The 18,846-nt window shown below is 37.1% G+C and carries 14 protein-coding genes; 5 read left to right on the top strand and 9 right to left on the bottom strand.

Annotated elements, in window-relative coordinates:
• Positions 1–2: 2 nt before the first annotated feature.
• The 3 genes from ACFQO1_RS04790 to ACFQO1_RS04780 form a co-directional block, all read right to left on the bottom strand.
• Positions 3–839 (bottom strand): alpha/beta fold hydrolase, encoded by an 837-nt coding sequence (locus tag ACFQO1_RS04790; RefSeq protein ID WP_380216842.1) that lies wholly within the window; start codon positions 837–839, stop codon positions 3–5.
• Between the two features lie 93 nt (positions 840–932).
• Complete coding sequence (locus ACFQO1_RS04785) at positions 933–1,550, bottom strand: L-threonylcarbamoyladenylate synthase (RefSeq protein ID WP_380216841.1); 618 nt, start codon at positions 1,548–1,550, stop codon at positions 933–935.
• A gap of 31 nt (positions 1,551–1,581) precedes the next feature.
• Positions 1,582–1,794 (bottom strand): hypervirulence associated TUDOR domain-containing protein, encoded by a 213-nt coding sequence (locus tag ACFQO1_RS04780; protein WP_380216840.1) that lies wholly within the window; start codon positions 1,792–1,794, stop codon positions 1,582–1,584.
• 145 nt (positions 1,795–1,939) lie between these two features.
• Here ACFQO1_RS04780 and ACFQO1_RS04775 point away from each other — a divergent pair, with 145 nt between their 5' ends.
• Positions 1,940–2,821, top strand: coding sequence for an alpha/beta hydrolase fold domain-containing protein (locus tag ACFQO1_RS04775; protein ID WP_380216839.1), 882 nt, complete (start codon positions 1,940–1,942; stop codon positions 2,819–2,821).
• A gap of 31 nt (positions 2,822–2,852) precedes the next feature.
• On the opposite strand, the gene ACFQO1_RS04770 is transcribed toward ACFQO1_RS04775, so the two are convergent.
• Positions 2,853–5,171, bottom strand: a complete 2,319-nt coding sequence (locus ACFQO1_RS04770) for an ATP-dependent helicase (RefSeq protein WP_380216838.1) — start codon at positions 5,169–5,171, stop codon at positions 2,853–2,855.
• A 173-nt stretch (positions 5,172–5,344) separates the two neighbouring features.
• Positions 5,345–7,123: a hypothetical protein gene (locus tag ACFQO1_RS04765; RefSeq protein WP_380216837.1), complete on the bottom strand. Its 1,779-nt coding sequence runs from the start codon at positions 7,121–7,123 to the stop codon at positions 5,345–5,347.
• A 209-nt stretch (positions 7,124–7,332) separates the two neighbouring features.
• Here ACFQO1_RS04765 and ACFQO1_RS04760 point away from each other — a divergent pair, with 209 nt between their 5' ends.
• The 3 genes from ACFQO1_RS04760 to ACFQO1_RS04750 are packed head-to-tail and all read left to right on the top strand — an operon-like array spanning position 7,333 to position 10,784.
• Complete coding sequence (locus ACFQO1_RS04760) at positions 7,333–8,616, top strand: amidohydrolase (protein ID WP_380216836.1); 1,284 nt, start codon at positions 7,333–7,335, stop codon at positions 8,614–8,616.
• Positions 8,617–10,227 carry an FMN-binding glutamate synthase family protein gene (locus ACFQO1_RS04755; protein ID WP_380216835.1) on the top strand — a complete coding sequence of 537 codons (1,611 nt, stop codon included), beginning with the start codon at positions 8,617–8,619 and terminating at the stop codon, positions 10,225–10,227.
• 35 nt (positions 10,228–10,262) lie between these two features.
• The gene (locus ACFQO1_RS04750; RefSeq protein WP_380216834.1) at positions 10,263–10,784 is read left to right on the top strand and encodes a DUF7935 family protein; all 522 of its coding nucleotides are present in this window, start codon (positions 10,263–10,265) and stop codon (positions 10,782–10,784) included.
• Here ACFQO1_RS04750 and ACFQO1_RS04745 read toward each other — a convergent pair.
• Both ACFQO1_RS04745 and ACFQO1_RS04740 read right to left on the bottom strand, forming a co-directional pair.
• Positions 10,781–11,695: a patatin-like phospholipase family protein gene (locus ACFQO1_RS04745; RefSeq protein WP_380216833.1), complete on the bottom strand. Its 915-nt coding sequence runs from the start codon at positions 11,693–11,695 to the stop codon at positions 10,781–10,783. The two genes, ACFQO1_RS04750 and ACFQO1_RS04745, sit on opposite strands and share 4 nt — an antisense overlap.
• Entirely contained in the window at positions 11,692–13,743 is a 2,052-nt protein-coding gene (locus ACFQO1_RS04740) for a M1 family metallopeptidase (protein WP_380216832.1), read from the bottom strand. The genes ACFQO1_RS04745 and ACFQO1_RS04740 overlap by 4 nt, the downstream gene beginning before the upstream one ends.
• A gap of 45 nt (positions 13,744–13,788) precedes the next feature.
• Between ACFQO1_RS04740 and recG the strand changes: the two genes are divergently transcribed.
• Complete coding sequence (gene recG, locus ACFQO1_RS04735; protein ID WP_380216831.1) at positions 13,789–15,894, top strand: ATP-dependent DNA helicase RecG; 2,106 nt, start codon at positions 13,789–13,791, stop codon at positions 15,892–15,894.
• On the opposite strand, the gene ACFQO1_RS04730 is transcribed toward recG, so the two are convergent.
• Together ACFQO1_RS04730 and ACFQO1_RS04725 are read right to left on the bottom strand one after the other, a co-directional pair.
• The gene (locus ACFQO1_RS04730) at positions 15,895–16,458 is read right to left on the bottom strand and encodes a TlpA family protein disulfide reductase (protein WP_380216830.1); all 564 of its coding nucleotides are present in this window, start codon (positions 16,456–16,458) and stop codon (positions 15,895–15,897) included.
• A gap of 86 nt (positions 16,459–16,544) precedes the next feature.
• A complete protein-coding gene (locus ACFQO1_RS04725) occupies positions 16,545–18,809 on the bottom strand; it encodes an aconitate hydratase (protein ID WP_380216829.1) in 2,265 nt (754 codons plus the stop codon).
• Positions 18,810–18,846: the final 37 nt, after the last annotated feature.

Below are 18,846 nucleotides of genomic sequence, written 5' to 3'. Positions count from 1 at the left end.
TCCTATTTCTTGAAAAAGGTCAGCAATATCTTATTTACTTCCTCTTTATGTGTAAAGACGCATCCATGAGGAGCTCCTTTAATAATTTCTAATTCACTATTTGCGACTAATTTATGCCCTTGCTTTGCTGTAGGTTCAATAGGTACTACTTCATCGGCATCTCCGTGTATGAATAATGTTGGGATATCAATCTTTTTTAGATCGTCTCTAAGATCTGTCTTTCCAAAAGCATTCACACAATCAATAGTTGCCTTGGGTGAGGCATGTGCTGCAATGTTCCAAGTATACTCTAATAGGGCTTCACTTACAATGTCTTTGTTGTCGTCATAATTAACAAAATTCTTTCCGAAGCCTTTTAAAAAATCCAGTCGATCTTTTTCTAGTTCATCTTTAAACCCCTCGAAGACTTTTTCAGGCACCCCATTTGGGTTATCAGCAGTCTTTAACATAAATGGTGCAATCGAACTTAAGAAAACCATTTTTGAAAGTTTACTGGTTCCAAACTTCCCGACATAACGTCCCAATTCTCCTCCACCCATGGAAAATCCAACCAAAATAACATTATCCAAATTCAACGCTTGTATAATGTCATTCAAGTCAGTTGCCAAAGTATCATAATCATACCCATTCCAAGGTTTATCACTTTTTCCAAACCCACGTCTATCATAAGAAATACAACGAAAACCCGCTTCTACAATCGCCCAACGCTGTTGCTCGAACATAGCAGAACTCAAGGGCCAACCATGAATTAAAATCACTGGTTGTCCTTCTCCATAGTCTTCATAATATAGGTTAATGTAATCTGTTCTTTCTTTTGAAGTTGTTTTAATATATCCCATAATTTTTTATTTTGAAGATACATAATAACAGAAAGGCTTCAAAAGATAGTGGTACGGTTTAATCATATTTTAACGCAGTGTGTTAAGGCTTTTTTAAATCTCTATACTTCCCTTTCCTTCTCGTATTAATACAGGCTCATTACCGGTTAGATCTATTACAGTAGAAGCAACATTATCTCCAAATCCACCATCAATAATTACATCAACTAGTTTATGCCATTTTTCATAAATAAGTTCTGGATCTGTAGTATACTCGATAACCTCATCCTCATCTTTGATTGAAGTAGAAACTATAGGATTTCCAAGTTCTCGTACTAATGCCTGAGCAATTGCATTATCTGGCACACGTATTCCAACTTCTTTTTTCTTTTTAAAAACAGTAGGAAGGTTGTTATTACCCGGCAATATAAATGTATAAGGACCTGGAAGGTTTCGTTTCAATAATTTAAAAGTAGCAGAGTCAATTTGCTTAACATAATCTGAAAGATTACTCAAGTCTTCACAAACAAAACTAAAATTGGCTTTCTCTAACTTAACACCTTTTATTTGAGCTACACGCTCTAACGCCTTGGTGTTAGTGATATCACAACCTAGCGCATAGACCGTATCACTTGGATATATAACTAATCCGCCATTGCGTATAATTTTTACTGCCATTTGAACGTCTTTCGGATTAGGGTTCTCTTCATATAATTTTATCAATACAGCCATATCTTACTATCTTTAAATTACTTTATTTTTTTTAGTCAACACGTTTTACCTCACTCTCCAACTTTAAAACTTTGTCACCATCATCTTGCTTAATGAATAGTGCCTTGTTCCCTTCTTCTCCTTTTCGAGTTACTTCATTTCCATCGATGGTTTTTGTCACCTCTTTCGTATAGGTTTCTTCTACTTTGCCTTGGGCTGTTCCATTACCCCATTTCCAACTAACTTTCGTTCCTTTTTTGATCATACTATTTTTTTTCTTAAAGTTAGTAAACTTCAGAAACTATAAAAGCAATTTAACGACATACTAACAAATAATTTTAAGCAAGCATCATAAAACCCTCTTTCGCACGTTTTGAGATCATAACAAATTACTGAAACCTGACTTTGCTATGAAAAACTTGATGATGTTACCCTTACTATCATTTATTACCTTATTGTTGTTTTCTTCTTGTTCTTCGGAAAATAACGCGTCCACAGATGATGAGGCGGTTGCACTAGAAGCAGAAACCAGAATGAATGTTTCTTACGGTAGTGATCCGCAACAAGTTTATGACCTGTATTTGCCTGCCAATCGGTCTTCAGCTAAAACGAAAGTGATTGTACTCGTTCATGGTGGCGGATGGATTGAAGGCGATAAAGCAGATATGAATAGCTTTATTGAATTGGTACAAACAAATCACCCAAATCATGCTATTATAAATATGAATTATGTCTTAGCTACTTTTCAAATTCCAGCCTTTCCCAATCAGTTTCTTGATATAGATCGCGTCATCAATCATGTCACATCCAATAGCAATGAGTATGCAGTGAAAGGAGAATTTGGATTAATTGGAGTAAGTGCAGGCGCACATTTGTCACTTCAATATGATTATGTTTATGACACAGATGACCAAGTAAAAATGGTAGTCGATATCGTAGGTCCTACCGACTTTACTGATCCGTTTTTTGCTAACAATTCGCAATTTCAAGTATTACAGGATCTATTAGTAGATGAAAGTGCCTATCCAACAGGCACCAATTATGCTGTAGCGACAAGTCCTGCGCAGCAAGTTTCGGCAACTAGTAGTCCAACCTTAATGTTTTATGGCAATCAAGATGAATTAGTTCCTTTAACTAATGGCGACCGTTTAGATACGGCACTTACCAATAATGATGTGACACATTCATACACCGTTTATAATGCAGGTCATGGAGATTTTTCTCCTACAGATGCATTGGATCTTCAGCAAAAAACAAGTGTTTTTATTAATACGTATTTAGAAATTGAATAGAGTTGTGGAAGTCGAAAGACAGATGATCTCTTTAGTTTAGCACCTCGAGCTTTGCGAATCGTAACAATAGCTTTTTAAGACCACCGTTTTCAAAATTGATCTCAGCTTTCGTATCTGCTCCTACACCTTCTATTTTGGTAATGGTACCTTTACCAAAGCGTACATGTGCAACTTTACTTCCTACGTTTAAATTGGTACTAGATAGATCAACATTTTTGCTGGTATCACTCGTCACAGGTTTTAATCTGCGAAGTTTCCGAAGTTGTTCTTCGGTAGGTCCCTTAGGTGGATTTCCAGCACTTGGCTTACGTAAACGTAGCTTACTTTTATCAATATCATCAAAGATATCGGCGTCCAATAAAGGCTTAAACCGGTGTTCGGTAATAGGCGTCAAGTATTCTAGGTATTCAGAATCAATTTCTTCAATAAATCGACTAGGCTCAGCGTCTATTAGTTTTCCCCACCGATATCTAGACTGCGTATACGTGAGATACGCTTGCTTTTCGGCCCTTGTCAACGCTACATAAAATAATCTACGTTCTTCTTCCAGTTCGCTACGCGTGTTCATACTCATTCCACTAGGGAATAATTCTTCTTCCATTCCTACAATATAGACATAGGGAAACTCTAGTCCTTTCGCTAAATGCACAGTCATTAAAGCAACACGATCCTCATCTCCTTTATCATTGTCCATATCGGTTGCCAATGCTACATCTTCCAGAAATTCGGCCAGAGAACCCGTAGCATCTGCCATTTCCTTCTGCTCTTCTACAAAATCGCGCATTCCGTTTAACAACTCTTCAATATTTTCAATACGCGCGATCCCTTCTGGAGTTCCGTCTTTTTTTAATTCCTGAACCAAACCAGTTTTCTTAGTCACATGCTCTGCAATTTCAAACGCATTATAGGTCTGATTGAGCACTTGAAAACTTTCGATCATCAAGGTAAAGTTCTGAAGCTTCGTTGCTGTTCCAGCGTTGATTTTAAGATCGATCTTTCCGAGGGCATTAATCACTTCAAAAATAGAGCGGTTATAATGATTGGCAGCGACTGTTAAACGCTCCATTGTGGTTTGTCCAATGCCACGGGCAGGATAATTAATTACACGCTTAAGTGCTTCTTCATCTTTTGGATTTAAAATAAGACGTAAATATGCAATCACATCTTTGATCTCTTTACGCTGGTAAAAACTTAGTCCGCCATAAATTCGATACGGAATGTCACGTTTTCGCAATGCATCCTCCATCGCACGGGATTGTGCGTTGGTCCTGTAAAGAATAGCAAAATCTCCATACCCCACCTGATTGTTCATGGCAGTTTCAAAAATACTACTCGCCACAAAACGACCTTCGTCACCATCGGTCATCGTACGATTTACTTTGATCTTGGTTCCTTCCTCATTTGCGGTCCAGACTACTTTGTCCAGACGTGTTTTGTTTTTTTCGATGATGCTATTAGCAGCATTTACAATATTCTTTGAGGAACGGTAATTCTGTTCCAAACGATATACATTGACATCGTCATAGTCTTTCTGAAAGTTGAGAATATTATTAATATTCGCTCCACGGAAAGCATAAATACTCTGGGCATCATCCCCTACCACACAAATGTTTTGAAACCTGTCTGAAAGCGCCCGAACAATAAGGTACTGACTGTGATTTGTATCCTGATACTCGTCCACTAGAATATACCTAAAGCGATTTTGATACTTTGCCAGCACTTCAGGAAAACGGGTAAGGAGTTCGTTTGTCTTTAACAAAAGATCATCAAAATCCATGGCGCCTGCCTTAAAGCATTTATCGACATAAGACTTATAAATATCTCCCAAACGTGGCATTTTGGCCATCGCATCGGCCTCCATTAGTTCCGGATTAGAAAAATACGCTTTCACCGTAATCAGGCTGTTTTTGTACGAAGAAATTCGTGAATATACCTGTTTGTATTTATACACATCCTTGTCGAGCATCATTTCTTTAATCACAGCACGAATGACACTTTGTGAATCTTGGGTGTCGTAAATGGTAAAGTTATTGGGATACCCTAGCTTATCAGCTTCAAATCGAAGGATCTTCGCGAAAATACTATGAAAGGTACCCATCCATAGATTTTTCCCTTCACTCGCACCCACAATCTGTGAGATCCGTTTTTTCATCTCACGAGCCGCTTTATTGGTAAAGGTCAATGCTAAAATATTAAAGGGGTCGACTCCTTGCTCCATCAAGTAAGCAATACGATAGGTAAGTACTCTGGTCTTTCCAGATCCTGCACCAGCAATGACAATCATTGCTCCGTCTTTTTGTAAGACTGGCGCTCTTTGGGCGTCGTTTAATTGTTCTAAATAGTTCTGCAAGATTTTTATTTCTGAGGAAATTTCTGAAATCGAAAAATACAGAAATTCAGATACAAAAACCCTTGAAATTTTCAGAAATTATAAACAAAATGAGGTTACATTAGCTTATGAGTATTAGTAAAAAAGTCTTTGTAATTTATCGCAACTTTATATAGAAAAAAGGTCACCTTATATTAATTCACTATAGGATATAGCATGTAGTGTTTTGCTACAGTTGCTTTTGAAATTCTTTCTCCTTTACAGACCTTACACTCAATATATTCTATAACTTTTTTCTTTTCTAGGTAATAGTATGAGTTCGTACTTGGATCAAAATACCCAACCAAGCCATTTCTAACATTACCTCTTAACCCAGGCTTTGCAAAGGTTTTTACAAACTCGTTTTTAAGAGTGCCTGCCCCATTACAAGCATAGCAGAATCCGACAATTACTCCAGAATCTTCAGTTTCCATTAGGAAAAGTTGTTCATTTAACGATAATTCAACTAAACCTAAGGCAGTCTTGTCTAACGTATTTCTATTATAGAATTCTCTAACGAAAAGTTTTTTGTTTGTAATATCGATAGAGTCCAATTTTAAAATTCCATTTACAGACGGCATATAAACAAGAGTATCCTTCTTTAAATTTAATTCTGAGAGTGCAATCCCTTTTTTGCTATAGGTTCCCTTTATTGAATCTCTGGATGTATACTTAAATCGACTGTCTCTTGCTGTCCAGTTCTTCTCGTTCATTTTGCCTTCTTTCTTGTATGTTTCACCTTGAATGAGAACATCCTCTTCAAAAAAACCGTATTCATAAGCTACATCTTGATACGACCAAATTCCATCTACCGCTTGTGTAAGCTTTACCTTATACCCTAATCCATTTAGTTTTCCGTTTTTATAGAAACCAATTTTAAGTTGATATTCATTAATATTTTTTTGAATTTGTTTTGTGAAATAATCTATCCCATACCCTACGTGTGCTTCAAGATTATTAGTTTTAATTTTATAAACGGGCATGCTATAAGTATAACCTCTCCAGTCCTTATAAGTGTCTGTTACAGCTGTGGTCTCAATAAGATTCTCAACAAAAGTTGTAATATCTAAAGATGTTTCTAGTGTTTTGTAACGTTCGTCTAATTGGCCATTAAAATATATTGTAAAGTAACCACTACCATTCTCTTCATTATTGCTTACAAATACAACACTACCATTGCCTAAGCTTTCGATAGTAGTAAGCAAAAATCCTGTAATATCAATTGCAGATGCCGTTGTATAGGTTCCAAAATACCTATTGCCCATATACACACCATTTTCTTTATGATTAATAAAATGAAGCTTTTTTGAAGATGCAAGAATTTTTGGTCGCCTCTCTTTAAAAAGAATCGTACCGTGATTTACAACATCATAATAAGCCGGCTTATATTCAAGCTCGTTTTCAGAATAATCTCTAAGAATGCTATAAATTAATTGTCCATCTTCATCATATCCTCTTTCATATGCCTGATTAGTTCCTTCTGGAATAGTTTCTAATAATATATTTCCATTTTTATGAAACAAGGTAACGGCATGGTCTTTAAAATTTATAAAGCCTTTATCAGTATAGGTTACATTACCAAACAGTTGATTAGTATCTTTATAATATATCGCGGTATTTCCATCAAAGGTATAAGCTATCTCTCCTGATGCGACACGTAAGGATCCTTTTGCATACAGTATCGGTTCAGATTTATTATTAAGAATTGAAATTTTATTGTAGATTTTATTCACTTTGCATTTTTCACCATCACACCAAGTCTTATTTTCAATACCACGCAAATTATATAGCACCGAGGAAACAGCATTTATTAAATCATCCTTAGGAATATTTGTAACTACATTATAATCAATCGGCACTAATTGTTTTTCTTGTGCAGCACTATTACAAAAAGTATAAAAAATTCCAAAAAATAGAAAAAGTACTACTCTCATAAGATATGATTTGTAATTACAAATAATGAATATATTCTAAAAATTTGAAATAGGGCATTTGTACTATTTATATATAACAGTTCATATGTTGTAAAAACCCGAAAAGTTCGTAAAATATATTTTCATTTCCGTTCTACTGAAATTTGAATATCTTTAGCCATCTTATAGTCGGCGGTTGCTAATTGCAGTTGCCAGTAAAAAAATTGAAGATGAAATATATAATTTACTGCTTACTGTTACTAGGTACTACTACTTCTTTAACGGCTCAAATGGATTCTAAACTCTTGAAAGATATCACGAATGTAGAAGAAAAGGTGATCGACTGGCGTCGTTATTTTCATGAAAATCCAGAGCTTTCGAACAGAGAATTTAAAACAGCCAAAAAGATAGCTGCACACTTGAAATCCTTAGGAATGGAAGTGCAAACAGGTGTGGCAAAAACAGGTGTCGTAGGAATTTTAAAAGGAAATAAACCAGGTAAAGTAGTGGCATTACGAGCCGACATTGATGCGTTACCTGTAACCGAGAGAAACAATCTTCCCTATAAAAGTGAAGTAACTACGACTTTTCTAGACAAAGAAACGGGCGTCATGCACGCCTGTGGGCACGATACTCACATTGCAATTTTAATGGGCGTAGCAGAAGTCTTAGCCGCTAATAAAAACCTTATCAAAGGGACTGTAAAATTCATTTTTCAACCTGCCGAGGAAGGTCCACCACCCGGTGAAGAAGGAGGTGCTAAATTAATGATCAAAGAAGGGGTTCTTAAAAACCCAGACGTAGATGCAATTTTTGGATTGCATATTAATTCTGGTACTCCTGTGGGAACCATTCGATATAAACCCGAAGGCACGATGGCTGCGGTTGAACGTTTTGTGGTGAATGTGGAAGGAAAACAAACGCATGGTTCTGCTCCATGGGCAGGTGTGGATCCTATTTATATTTCGGCTAAGATTATTGACGGATTTCAAAGTATTATCAGTCGAGAGTCAAATTTGGTTGAAGCTCCGGCTGTTATTACCGTTGGTAAAATCACCAGTGGTGTTCGGTTTAATATCATTCCTGAAAGTGCCGAAATGATTGGAACGGTACGAACATTAAATCCAGACATGAGAGAACATATTATTAGACGTATGACCGAAATGGCTTCAGGAATTGCGGAAGCACATGGCGGAAAAGCAACGATCGAATGGCAGAATAATACGGTGGTCACCTATAACGATCCTGCGTTAACGGCTCAGATGCTACCTACGCTTCAAAAGATTGCAGGAACTGAAAATGTAAACTTAATGAAAGCTTCAACTGGTGGAGAGGACTTTTCGTACTTTCAGGAAGTAGTGCCGGGCTTTTATTTCTTTTTAGGTGGAATGACCCCTGGTAATAAAACACCGTATCCACATCATACGCCTGACTTTCAGATTGATGACAGCGGATTACTACTGGGAGTAAAAACAATGGCACAGCTTTCACTTGATTACCTCAACGCCAAATAAATGGAGATGGTTTTAGAATTTTTAGGCAACATTCCATGGTGGGGGTGGATATTAGCAGTCATTGTCCTTGTATTTTTATACGATATCCTTCAGAAAAAACACACTATCCTACATAACTTTCCGGTTGTAGGTCATTTTAGGTATCTATTAGAGAGTATTGGTCCCGAATTGCGCCAATATATTGTAGCCAACAATCGTGAAGAGCTTCCTTTTAATCGAATTGAGCGTAGCTGGATCTATGCTTCAGCAAAAAATGAAAACAATTACGAAGGCTTTGGAACCGACCGTGATATTTACGAACCCAATTATATTTTTGTAAAAAATGCAATGATGCCTTTTAAGGTTGAGAACAAACACCCAAACCAGAAGGATCCGTATTTTCTAGCTTGTGCAAAAATCATGGGAGAAGGTCGCAGAAGAAGACCGTACAGACCTGCCTCTGTCATAAATGTGTCTGCTATGAGTTTTGGTTCCCTATCGGCACGTGCAGTAGAATCTTTAAACAAAGGCTGTCAACTTTCTCATGCGTATCATAATACAGGTGAGGGCGGACTTTCACCCTATCACAAAAAAGGAGGCGATGTTGTTTTTCACTTCGGAACGGGATATTTTGGCGTTCGAGATGATGATGGAAATTTTTCCATGGAAAAAATGAAAAAACTTGTTGCTGAAAACCCGCAGGTGCGCGCTATAGAAGTTAAACTTTCTCAAGGAGCCAAACCTGGAAAAGGAGGAGTATTACCAGGCTCTAAAATTACTGCTGAAATTGCCGAAATACGACATGTCCCCATAGGAAAAGATGTGCTCTCCCCTCCAAGTCACAGCGCTTTTAAAGGTGTTGACGGGCTCGTTGAATTTGTTGAAAATATTGCCGAGGCTACAGGTTTACCCGTTGGGATCAAAGCAGCTATCGGAAAATTAGAGGATTGGCAAGCACTCGTTACAATAATGGCTGAAACCGGAAAAGGGCCAGATTTTATTAGTATTGACGGTGGCGAAGGAGGTACTGGAGCAGCCCCTCCAAGCTTTGCAGATCATGTTGCATTACCTTGGATATACGGATTTTCGGCAGTGTATCAGCTATTTAAAAAACATAATTTAACAGAGCGTGTTGTTTTTGTTGGAAGCGGAAAGTTAGGATTTCCAGCCAAAGCTGTCATGGCTTTTGCTATGGGAGTTGATTGCATCAATGTGGCTCGTGAAGCTATGTTATCAATTGGCTGTATTCAGGCTCAGATCTGTCATACCAACCATTGTCCAAGTGGTGTGGCAACACAGAGTAAATGGAAACAGAGAGGAATCAATATTGAAGACAAATCTATACGAACAAGTTTCTATTTTAAAAATTTCAGAAAAGAATTATTAGAAATGACTCACGCTGCCGGATACGAACATCCTGCTCAATTTACTATGGATGATGTGGACATGGCTACAGGTGATAAAAATATGATCAATACACTTGCAGATGTATACCATTACCATAAAGTAGCTGTTCCATTTACAGGGATCAAAGATATCATGAATTGCCCTCATTTGGGTGGGGGTTACGAACCAAAAAAGGAAAAGAAAGACGTTAAAAAAGCAATTAAGAACGAAGAGGTACGTTATTAATTCGATACAAAATCAATCCCTAAATTTCAAAATCTATGGAATTCCAACCACTACTCCCCTATTTTGCATCCCTACTTTCTGCAATCATTGTAGGTGTAATTGCCTATGTGTTTTTTAAAACCCATACCGACAATGAAGAAGGAAGAAGACGTTTCTTAATTCATAAAGATGCGCAAGGTAAAATCCTACCGCTTCGATTACAAGCGTATGAAAGGGTAACGCTGTTTTTAGAACGAATTGACCCAAACAGTTTGTTGATTCGAATTAAACCTACCTCTGGTAACCTTGATACCTATGAAAATGCCTTGATTGGTAGCATTGAAAAAGAATTTGAACATAATCTTACACAGCAAATTTATCTTTCAACCGAATCTTGGAATGTTGTAAAAACCACAAAAAATGCTACAATTCAGCTAATTAGGCAAACTGCTATGAATGAGAAGGTCGAAACCTCAAGCAAGCTTAGAGAGATGGTGCTCAATCACTTTATGGACCAATTAACACCTTCTCAAAAAGCATTGGTGTACATTAGAAAGGAAGTGAGTGAATTGTATTAAGTATCCTGTTCTTTAATTTCATTCAGTTCGATATTTTTTTGTTTCGCATAGACCAAACCACTTTCCCACCACTGCTGCATCATTGCTTTATCAAACACTAATGAATTTGTAGTAAGCACCGTTGGTGTGTAATAAAGATTGATAATTGCATTATTTTTGGAAGCTACGTACTTTCCTATACGTATATTCTGTTTTTCAACACGATCTAATAAATACGCATTGACAGATGTAAGCAATGAGAAGACATTTTTTGAAGGCAATCTATTAAAATAGGTTACTTCTGTTTCTAAAATGATCACATCAACTGTGGTAGCGCCCCTATTTAATGCTTCTTCAATAGGTACCATACTCCCAAAACCTCCATCTGCATACTCACAGCCCTCTTTATACACCAAACTCATAAAAGGTACGTAATTACAGGAAATCCAAATCCAGTCTAGAAAGTCCTGATATTCATAATCGTTAATAGATTTATACTCTACCTGACTCAAAGATAGGTTTGAAACCGTTACTACAACATCTATTATGCTTTCCTTGAGCTCTTTAAATTCCTCTTTAGTAAATGTTTCTTCTATTAGTTTCCGAAGATTTTTACTTTCTCCAAAAGTTTTTTTCCCTTTTATAAAATTTCGAAGTACATTTAAATGATTAATGGCTATTTCTTTCCCACCATACTTCTGCTTTTTTATTACAAATGGACAATTACTAAAAATACTATCCTGAGTAACACTTGTATAGACTTTTTTAATTTTTTCAAGTTTGTTAAGTGCTAAATGTGATATTAACAAACTACCAGTAGAAGTACCCACAAAAAGTTCATATTCATATTTTAAATCCTCAATGAGATATTGGGCTACACCTCCGCCAAAAGCACCTTTACTCCCACCCCCAGAAATGACTAATGCTCTCATTGTGTTAGAACTTTATTTAAATATTCCTGTTCATTTTCAGAAAAGGTATCAAAATTATTTCGGTAAAAACCTTTGTAATCTTCATTTTTAAGCACTTCGGAAAGGATTTCTCTGGCAGTAGTTCTAAAACGCCAATTGTGGTGTGTCGCCGCATTTAACACATTTTTTAATGACGAAGGCTGCCATAGCGATAGCTCATAAAGATACTGTAAGGTAATTTCCCGTATTTCAAAACTAAATTCAGCACTACTGTAGGCTAAAAGTTCTTCGATATACTTTGAAGTATTATCAGGCTCATAAGATGGCTCAACCAAAGCTAAGACTAACCACATCTGTCTTAAATTTTTATTCTGAAAGCCAATCCACTCTTTTGAAAGGTCTAAATAGCGTTTTCTATTCTCTGGAGAATTAATAAATAGCTGCTGCAATGCAATTTCTCTGGTCACATACGAATCATCATTTAAAAGCGATTCATAATCGGCCTGAAGCTCTTTTGGGATGGTTTCCAACACTAGTGCAATTGCTTGTCTTACATACAGATTGTCACTCGCAAATCCTTTTTTATAAAGTGCTAGCGTTTCAGAAATAGGTTCTCCAGCTATTTGGTAAATGGCTTCTTGGCCCATATAATCATTTGGAAATGTAAGTGCAGTCATCAATTGCAATTTTTTTTCAGAAAGTGGTACCATTCGCAGTGAAGTAAGCTCAAGATACTTGTTGATAAATGGAGACTTTATCAAGGATTGATAGGCATCTTCAGATTGAAACGCAGATTGCTGCAACCAGTTTTTCTGCCATGAGGAAATATCAATAGTAGTTATTGCTTTGACTTCGGCTATAAAATTTTCAGTAGATACATTTTTAAATTGATACTTTGTTAAATAATTTCTAATGGCTGTTCTAAAATTTGCATCGCCTATGGTTTCTCTTAAAATATGAAGCGCCCACGCCCCTTTTTCATAAAAAGTAAGCGAACTTGCTTTTGGATTCAACAACGACTCTCCTTTACCCTCTTCACTTAGTGCTTTTAACTGCTCTGCAGATGTGAATAGCTTCCAATAGAAGTAATCCTCACCAAAGACTTCTTTCTCGCTTAAAAGCGCATAATAAGTCGCAAAACCCTCTTGAAGCCAGTGATGGGTACCAGAAGTTTCAGTAACTAGATTTCCAAACCATTGATGCGCCAGTTCGTGTGCATTCACATTGACATAGTTTTTATCATTAAAGCCAATGTTGTCAACTAAAAATGCTTCGGAAAAGATGGTACAAGTTGTATTTTCCATGCCTGCATACAGAAAATCCCGAACGGGAACTTGTTTGTAATTTTGCCACGGATAAGGAACTCCGATTTCAGTTTCTAGAAAATCAAAAATATCTTGAGAATACCGGTACGTCGCTTCTACCTTTGCGCTGTCCTTGACTTCATAATAAAGCTCGATGGGAACTCCAGAAGAGGACTTTAGTTGTTTTACATGAAAATCTCCCGTGGCAAAAGCAACCAGATAGCTCGCCATGGGATGATTCATATCGTATTCATAAGTTTTGGTTCCAAAAGGATCTTCAGAAAAAGACTCTAATTTACCATTTGCAACAAGGGCCGGAATGTGCCTAATGCGATATGTTATATCAAATTCAATCTTGTCATTCATATCATCCAAACTCGGCAACCAATGAGATGTGTATTTTCCCTGTCCCTGTGTCCAGATCTGATCTCCCGTAAAGTAAAGTGCTTGTTTAGGCGCTGCTGTGTAGGAGAATTTTGCAGTATAAGTGCTATCTCTCCTAAAATTTGCTTTTAATAGTACTTTGTTATCACTGTACGTAGCAATAATTTTTTCTAACTGGCGAGTTCGTATGTCCATGTTGACCGCATCCAAATATACTTGAGTTGCATTATTTTTCATTCTAAAAGTAACTTCGATACTACCCGTCACTTCTTTTGTGAACGGATTTGGTTGAATGTCTGCTTTAATACGTAAATAATCAACAACATCAGTCTGTTGACCAAAGCTTGCAATAGGAATTAGAATAAAAAGTAGATAGCGCATATTTCAATGTTACAATAGTTTTGCCAAAATACCTAAATTCGTTGTATGAATGCCAATTTATTACAAACACCTATCGATTATCTCAAAGGAGTTGGACCAAATCGCGCAGATTTGCTTCGGAAAGAGTTGGGAATTCATACGTTTCAGGATCTTATTCACCTGTTTCCAAACAGATACTTGGATCGCACTCAATACTATAAGATTGGGCAACTTCAGCAAACAAACGCCGAAGTACAAATTATTGGTAAAATAACGCATATTAAAATGATGGGTGAAAAGCGTGGCAAACGATTGGTCGCCACTTTTATAGATGATACTGGCAAAATGGACCTTATATGGTTTCGGGGTCATAAATGGATTCGTGATAATTTAAAGATCAATGTTCCTTATGTGGTCTTCGGAAAGACGAACTACTTTAATGGACATTTTTCGATGCCTCATCCTGAGATGGAATTATTGGCAGATCATGAAAAAAGCATTCGTGCAGTGATGCAACCTGTGTATCCGTCTACCGAAAAATTGTCTAATAGCAATATCACGAATCGTGTGCTCCATGGACTGATGCAACAGTTGTTTTCTGAAGCTAAAAATAGCTTTACTGAAAGTCTCTCAAAACCGCTTCTGAAAAACCTGAAATTAATGCCAAAAAATGAAGCACTTTTTAATATTCATTTTCCACAAAGTCAAGAGCATTTAGCACGTGCTCAATATCGGTTAAAATTTGAAGAATTATTTTACATTCAGTTGCAATTAATTCGTAAAAATTTACTCCATAAATCCAAAATAAAAGGATATCATTTTTCAAAAGTAGGGGAGCATTTTACCACTTTTTATAACGATCATTTACCCTTCAAATTAACTGATGCTCAGAAACGTGTAATCAAAGAAATTAGACATGATTTAGGGAGTAATGCGCAGATGAATCGATTGTTGCAAGGAGATGTTGGTTCTGGGAAGACCATAGTAGCACTCATGTCACTGTTAATAGCACTTGACAATGGTTTTCAAGGCTGTCTAATGGCGCCTACTGAAATTTTGTCAGTCCAACATTATAATGGATTATTAGAATTATGTAAGCCACTCAATACCAGTATAGAATTACTTACAGGTTCAACCAAAGCTTCAAAAAGAAAAGAAATACATAAAAAGCTTGAAAATGGGGAATTAGATCTCTTAATTGGCACACATGCACTCCTTGAAGATAAGGTTAAATTTAAAAATTTAGGGCTCGCTATTATCGATGAGCAACATCGTTTTGGAGTTGCACAACGAAGCAAATTATGGCATAAAAACAACTACCCTCCACATGTACTTGTTATGACTGCAACACCCATTCCACGAACCCTTGCTATGAGTGTTTATGGTGACCTGGACATTAGTGTAATTGACGAACTTCCACCCGGCAGAAAAGAGATTAAAACAGTCCATAGATTTGATGCGAATCGGCTGAAGGTTTTTCGGTTTTTAAAGGATGAAATTGCTAAGGGTAGACAAGTCTATATTGTGTACCCATTAATACAAGAAAGCGAGGCATTAGATTACAAAGATTTGATGGATGGCTATGAAAGCATCGTAAGGGAATTTCCATTACCCAACTATCAGATTTCAATTGTGCACGGACAAATGAAGCCAGCCGATAAAGAATATGAAATGAATCGGTTTATCAATGGAGAAACACAGATTATGGTTGCAACGACCGTAATTGAGGTTGGTGTAAATGTTCCTAATGCCTCGGTTATGGTCATAGAAAGTGCCGAACGTTTTGGATTATCACAACTGCATCAATTGAGAGGGCGTGTTGGCCGTGGTGCAGATCAAAGTTTTTGTATATTAATGTCGAGTCATAAACTCTCTGAAGACGCTAAAACACGGCTACAGACGATGACGAAGACTAGTGACGGATTTGAAATTGCAGAGGTGGATCTTAAGTTACGGGGTCCTGGAGATCTCATGGGAACACAACAAAGTGGCGTTCTTAATTTACGAATTGCAGATATGATAAAAGATACAGAAATCCTAAAAATAGCCCGAAGTTATGCAATGCAAACTTTGAAAAATGATCCAAATCTTCATGCCGAAGAAAACAAACCTATTAAGGTCGCGCTTTCACAACTAATGAAATATAAAAATATCTGGAATTATATTTCGTAGTTACTCTGCAACTAAGCGGTCTAGAATTCCTCTTACTTTTTCTGAATCCCAGTCAGCGGGTCCTATTTTTTTAATGACGATTTCTCCTTTTTTTGAAATGACAAAGGTCGCAGGAATGCTCTGACTTTGTAACTGCAATGGAGGCTGTTCATTAAATCGATACACAGGAAAGGTGTACCCTTTTTTCTGAAGAAACATTTGCAGAATTTCTTTTTCTTCGGAAGAAGGAAAATAAAAATCAACCGAATATTTATAATCATTATATAAGTTCTGTAAAGAAGGCATCTCTGCAATACAGGGAGGACACCAGGTTGCCCAAAGGTTGATAAGGATTACATTTCCTTCAGAAGAAGCTAGGTTAATTGACTCACCTTCGATTGTGACAAGCGACCAATCCAAGGAATTTATTAGCTGTTGATCTTCTTGAGCAGTTTCCGAAGGACTAAAAGAAATTAATCTTGTCACAAATACCTGAATTGGGACTCTAGTTTGCGGAAAAATTAATAAAACTATGATTCCAAAAAACAGAATATTGCTCCAATTTTTGTGAAAAAAATTTTTCATACTTCAAAATACAATATCAAGAAAAGTATTATTAAAAAAAGACCTTCAAAAAATTGAAGGTCTTTTTAGTTTAAAATAATTAGAATTTATGCATTCTGTTTTTTAATCATATTAAGCGCAGATCCTTCACGATACCACGCTATTTGAGCATCGTTATAAGTATGATTTGCTTTAATAGTATCCTTACTGCCGTCTGCATGAACAATTTCTATTGTTAATGGTTTTTCAGGAGCAAAATCGGCAATGTCAATAAAGTTGAAAGTATCATCTTCCTGGATTAAATCATAATCTGCTTCATTTGCAAACGTCAATCCTAGCATCCCTTGCTTTTTAAGGTTTGTTTCATGGATACGTGCAAAAGATTTTACCAATACTGCGGCAACCCCCAAATGACGTGGTTCCATGGCAGCATGTTCCCGCGAAGAACCTTCTCCGTAATTATGATCTCCAACGACAATTGTCTTAATACCTGCCTTTTTATATTCACGTTGAGTATCTGGCACACCTCCATATTCACCATCTAACTGATTTTTAACAAAGTTTGTCTTCTTGTTATAAGCATTTACAGCGCCAATTAAACAGTTGTTAGAGATATTATCTAGGTGTCCTCTAAAACGCAACCAGGGTCCTGCCATTGAAATATGATCTGTTGTACATTTCCCAAATGCTTTAATCAACAACTTCATGCCTTGCATTTCGCTGTCCTTGATCGGTTCAAACGGAGTTAATAATTCTAAACGCTCACTATCCTCAGCTACTTTAACTTCTACATTGCTACCGTCTTCTGGCGGTGCGACATAGCCATTGTCTTCCACATCGAAACCTTTAGGTGGTAGTTCGATTCCTTTAGGCATATCTAATTTGACCTGCTCACCCTCTTCATTTAGCAGCGTATCGTTCATAGGATCGAAATCCAATCTACCAGAAATTGCAATTGCTGCTACCATTTCTGGTGATCCTACAAAGGCATGCGTATTTGGGTTTCCATCGGCGCGTTTTGAGAAGTTTCGGTTAAAAGAATGTACGATGGTGTTTTTTCGGTCACCTTGTGCATCACTTCGATCCCACTGACCAATACAGGGTCCGCAGGCATTTGTAAAGATGGTTGCCCCTAGATTTTCAAAAACTTGTAACAGTCCGTCACGCTCTGCTGTAAATCGAATTTGTTCACTACCCGGATTTATACCGAAATCACTCTTAGGCTTTAATTTTTTATCAATTGCTTGTTGCGCGATCGAAGCAGCTCTTGTCAAATCCTCGTAAGAAGAATTCGTACATGACCCTATTAATCCCCAATCAACTTTAATTGGCCAATCATTTTTCTTGGCTTTTTCTCCTAGTTGTCCTACAGGTGTTGCCAGATCTGGTGTAAAAGGACCATTTAAATGTGGTCTTAATTCTGAAAGGTTGATTTCAATGACTTGATCAAAGTACTGCTCTGGATTTTCGTAGACCTCTGCATCTCCTGTTAAGTGTTCTCGCACTTTATTTGCTTCATCTGCAATATCTGAACGGTCTGTCGCTCTTAGGAAGCGTTCCATAGAATCGTCATAACCAAATGTTGATGTAGTAGCTCCAATTTCAGCCCCCATATTACAGATAGTTCCTTTTCCAGTACATGATAAATTTTTAGCACCAGGTCCAAAATATTCTACAATAGCTCCTGTTCCTCCTTTTACAGTAAGGATTCCAGCCACTTTTAAGATCACATCTTTAGAAGCGGTCCAGCCACTCAATTCTCCGGTTAATTTAACTCCAATAAGTTTTGGAAATTTAAGCTCCCATGCCATTCCGGCCATTACATCAACCGCATCTGCTCCTCCTACTCCTATAGCTACCATTCCTAATCCGCCAGCATTTACCGTGTGTGAATCGGTTCCTATCATCATTCCGCCAGGGAAAGCATAATTTTCTAAAACCACTTGATGAATGATTCCTGCTCCAGGCTTCCAGAAACCAATTCCGTATTTATTTGACACAGAACCTAAGAAGTCGAATACTTCGTTACTTGTTTCATTGGCTCTTTGAAGATCTTTCGCAGCTCCCTGTTTTGCCTGTATTAAGTGATCACAGTGCACAGTAGTTGGCACCGCAACTTTTTTCTTACCAGCTTGCATAAATTGAAGCAATGCCATTTGAGCCGTAGCATCTTGACAAGCGATACGATCTGGTGCAAAATCAACATAATCTTTTCCTCTTCGGAACGCTTTGGTAGGCATTCCGTCCCATAGATGATTGTAAAGTATTTTTTCTGAAAGAGTTAAAGGCTTACCTACAACTTCACGCGCTTTATCTACGCGTTCTGCCATACGAGCATAAACCTCTTTAATCATATCAATATCGAAAGCCATAATTGGTGTGTTTTTTAGTGTTACTGAAGTTCTTCTG

This window comes from Jejudonia soesokkakensis (assembly GCF_042664795.1).
Taxonomy (GTDB): domain Bacteria; phylum Bacteroidota; class Bacteroidia; order Flavobacteriales; family Flavobacteriaceae; genus Jejudonia; species Jejudonia soesokkakensis.
Note: the sequence above shows the minus strand (reverse complement) of the source record. Positions and strands in the feature narration are given on the sequence as shown.

Coding starts and splice junctions, on each gene's coding strand:
- recG (WP_380216831.1), top strand. CDS start 13,789: ATGAATGCCAATTTATTACAAACACCTATCGATTATCTCAAAGGAGTT.
- ACFQO1_RS04755 (WP_380216835.1), top strand. CDS start 8,617: ATGGAGATGGTTTTAGAATTTTTAGGCAACATTCCATGGTGGGGGTGG.
- ACFQO1_RS04790 (WP_380216842.1), bottom strand. CDS start 839: ATGGGATATATTAAAACAACTTCAAAAGAAAGAACAGATTACATTAAC.
- ACFQO1_RS04730 (WP_380216830.1), bottom strand. CDS start 16,458: ATGAAAAATTTTTTTCACAAAAATTGGAGCAATATTCTGTTTTTTGGA.
- ACFQO1_RS04785 (WP_380216841.1), bottom strand. CDS start 1,550: ATGGCTGTATTGATAAAATTATATGAAGAGAACCCTAATCCGAAAGAC.
- ACFQO1_RS04740 (WP_380216832.1), bottom strand. CDS start 13,743: ATGCGCTATCTACTTTTTATTCTAATTCCTATTGCAAGCTTTGGTCAA.
- ACFQO1_RS04750 (WP_380216834.1), top strand. CDS start 10,263: ATGGAATTCCAACCACTACTCCCCTATTTTGCATCCCTACTTTCTGCA.
- ACFQO1_RS04725 (WP_380216829.1), bottom strand. CDS start 18,809: ATGGCTTTCGATATTGATATGATTAAAGAGGTTTATGCTCGTATGGCA.
- ACFQO1_RS04760 (WP_380216836.1), top strand. CDS start 7,333: ATGAAATATATAATTTACTGCTTACTGTTACTAGGTACTACTACTTCT.
- ACFQO1_RS04780 (WP_380216840.1), bottom strand. CDS start 1,794: ATGATCAAAAAAGGAACGAAAGTTAGTTGGAAATGGGGTAATGGAACA.
- ACFQO1_RS04745 (WP_380216833.1), bottom strand. CDS start 11,695: ATGAGAGCATTAGTCATTTCTGGGGGTGGGAGTAAAGGTGCTTTTGGC.
- ACFQO1_RS04765 (WP_380216837.1), bottom strand. CDS start 7,123: ATGAGAGTAGTACTTTTTCTATTTTTTGGAATTTTTTATACTTTTTGT.
- ACFQO1_RS04775 (WP_380216839.1), top strand. CDS start 1,940: ATGAAAAACTTGATGATGTTACCCTTACTATCATTTATTACCTTATTG.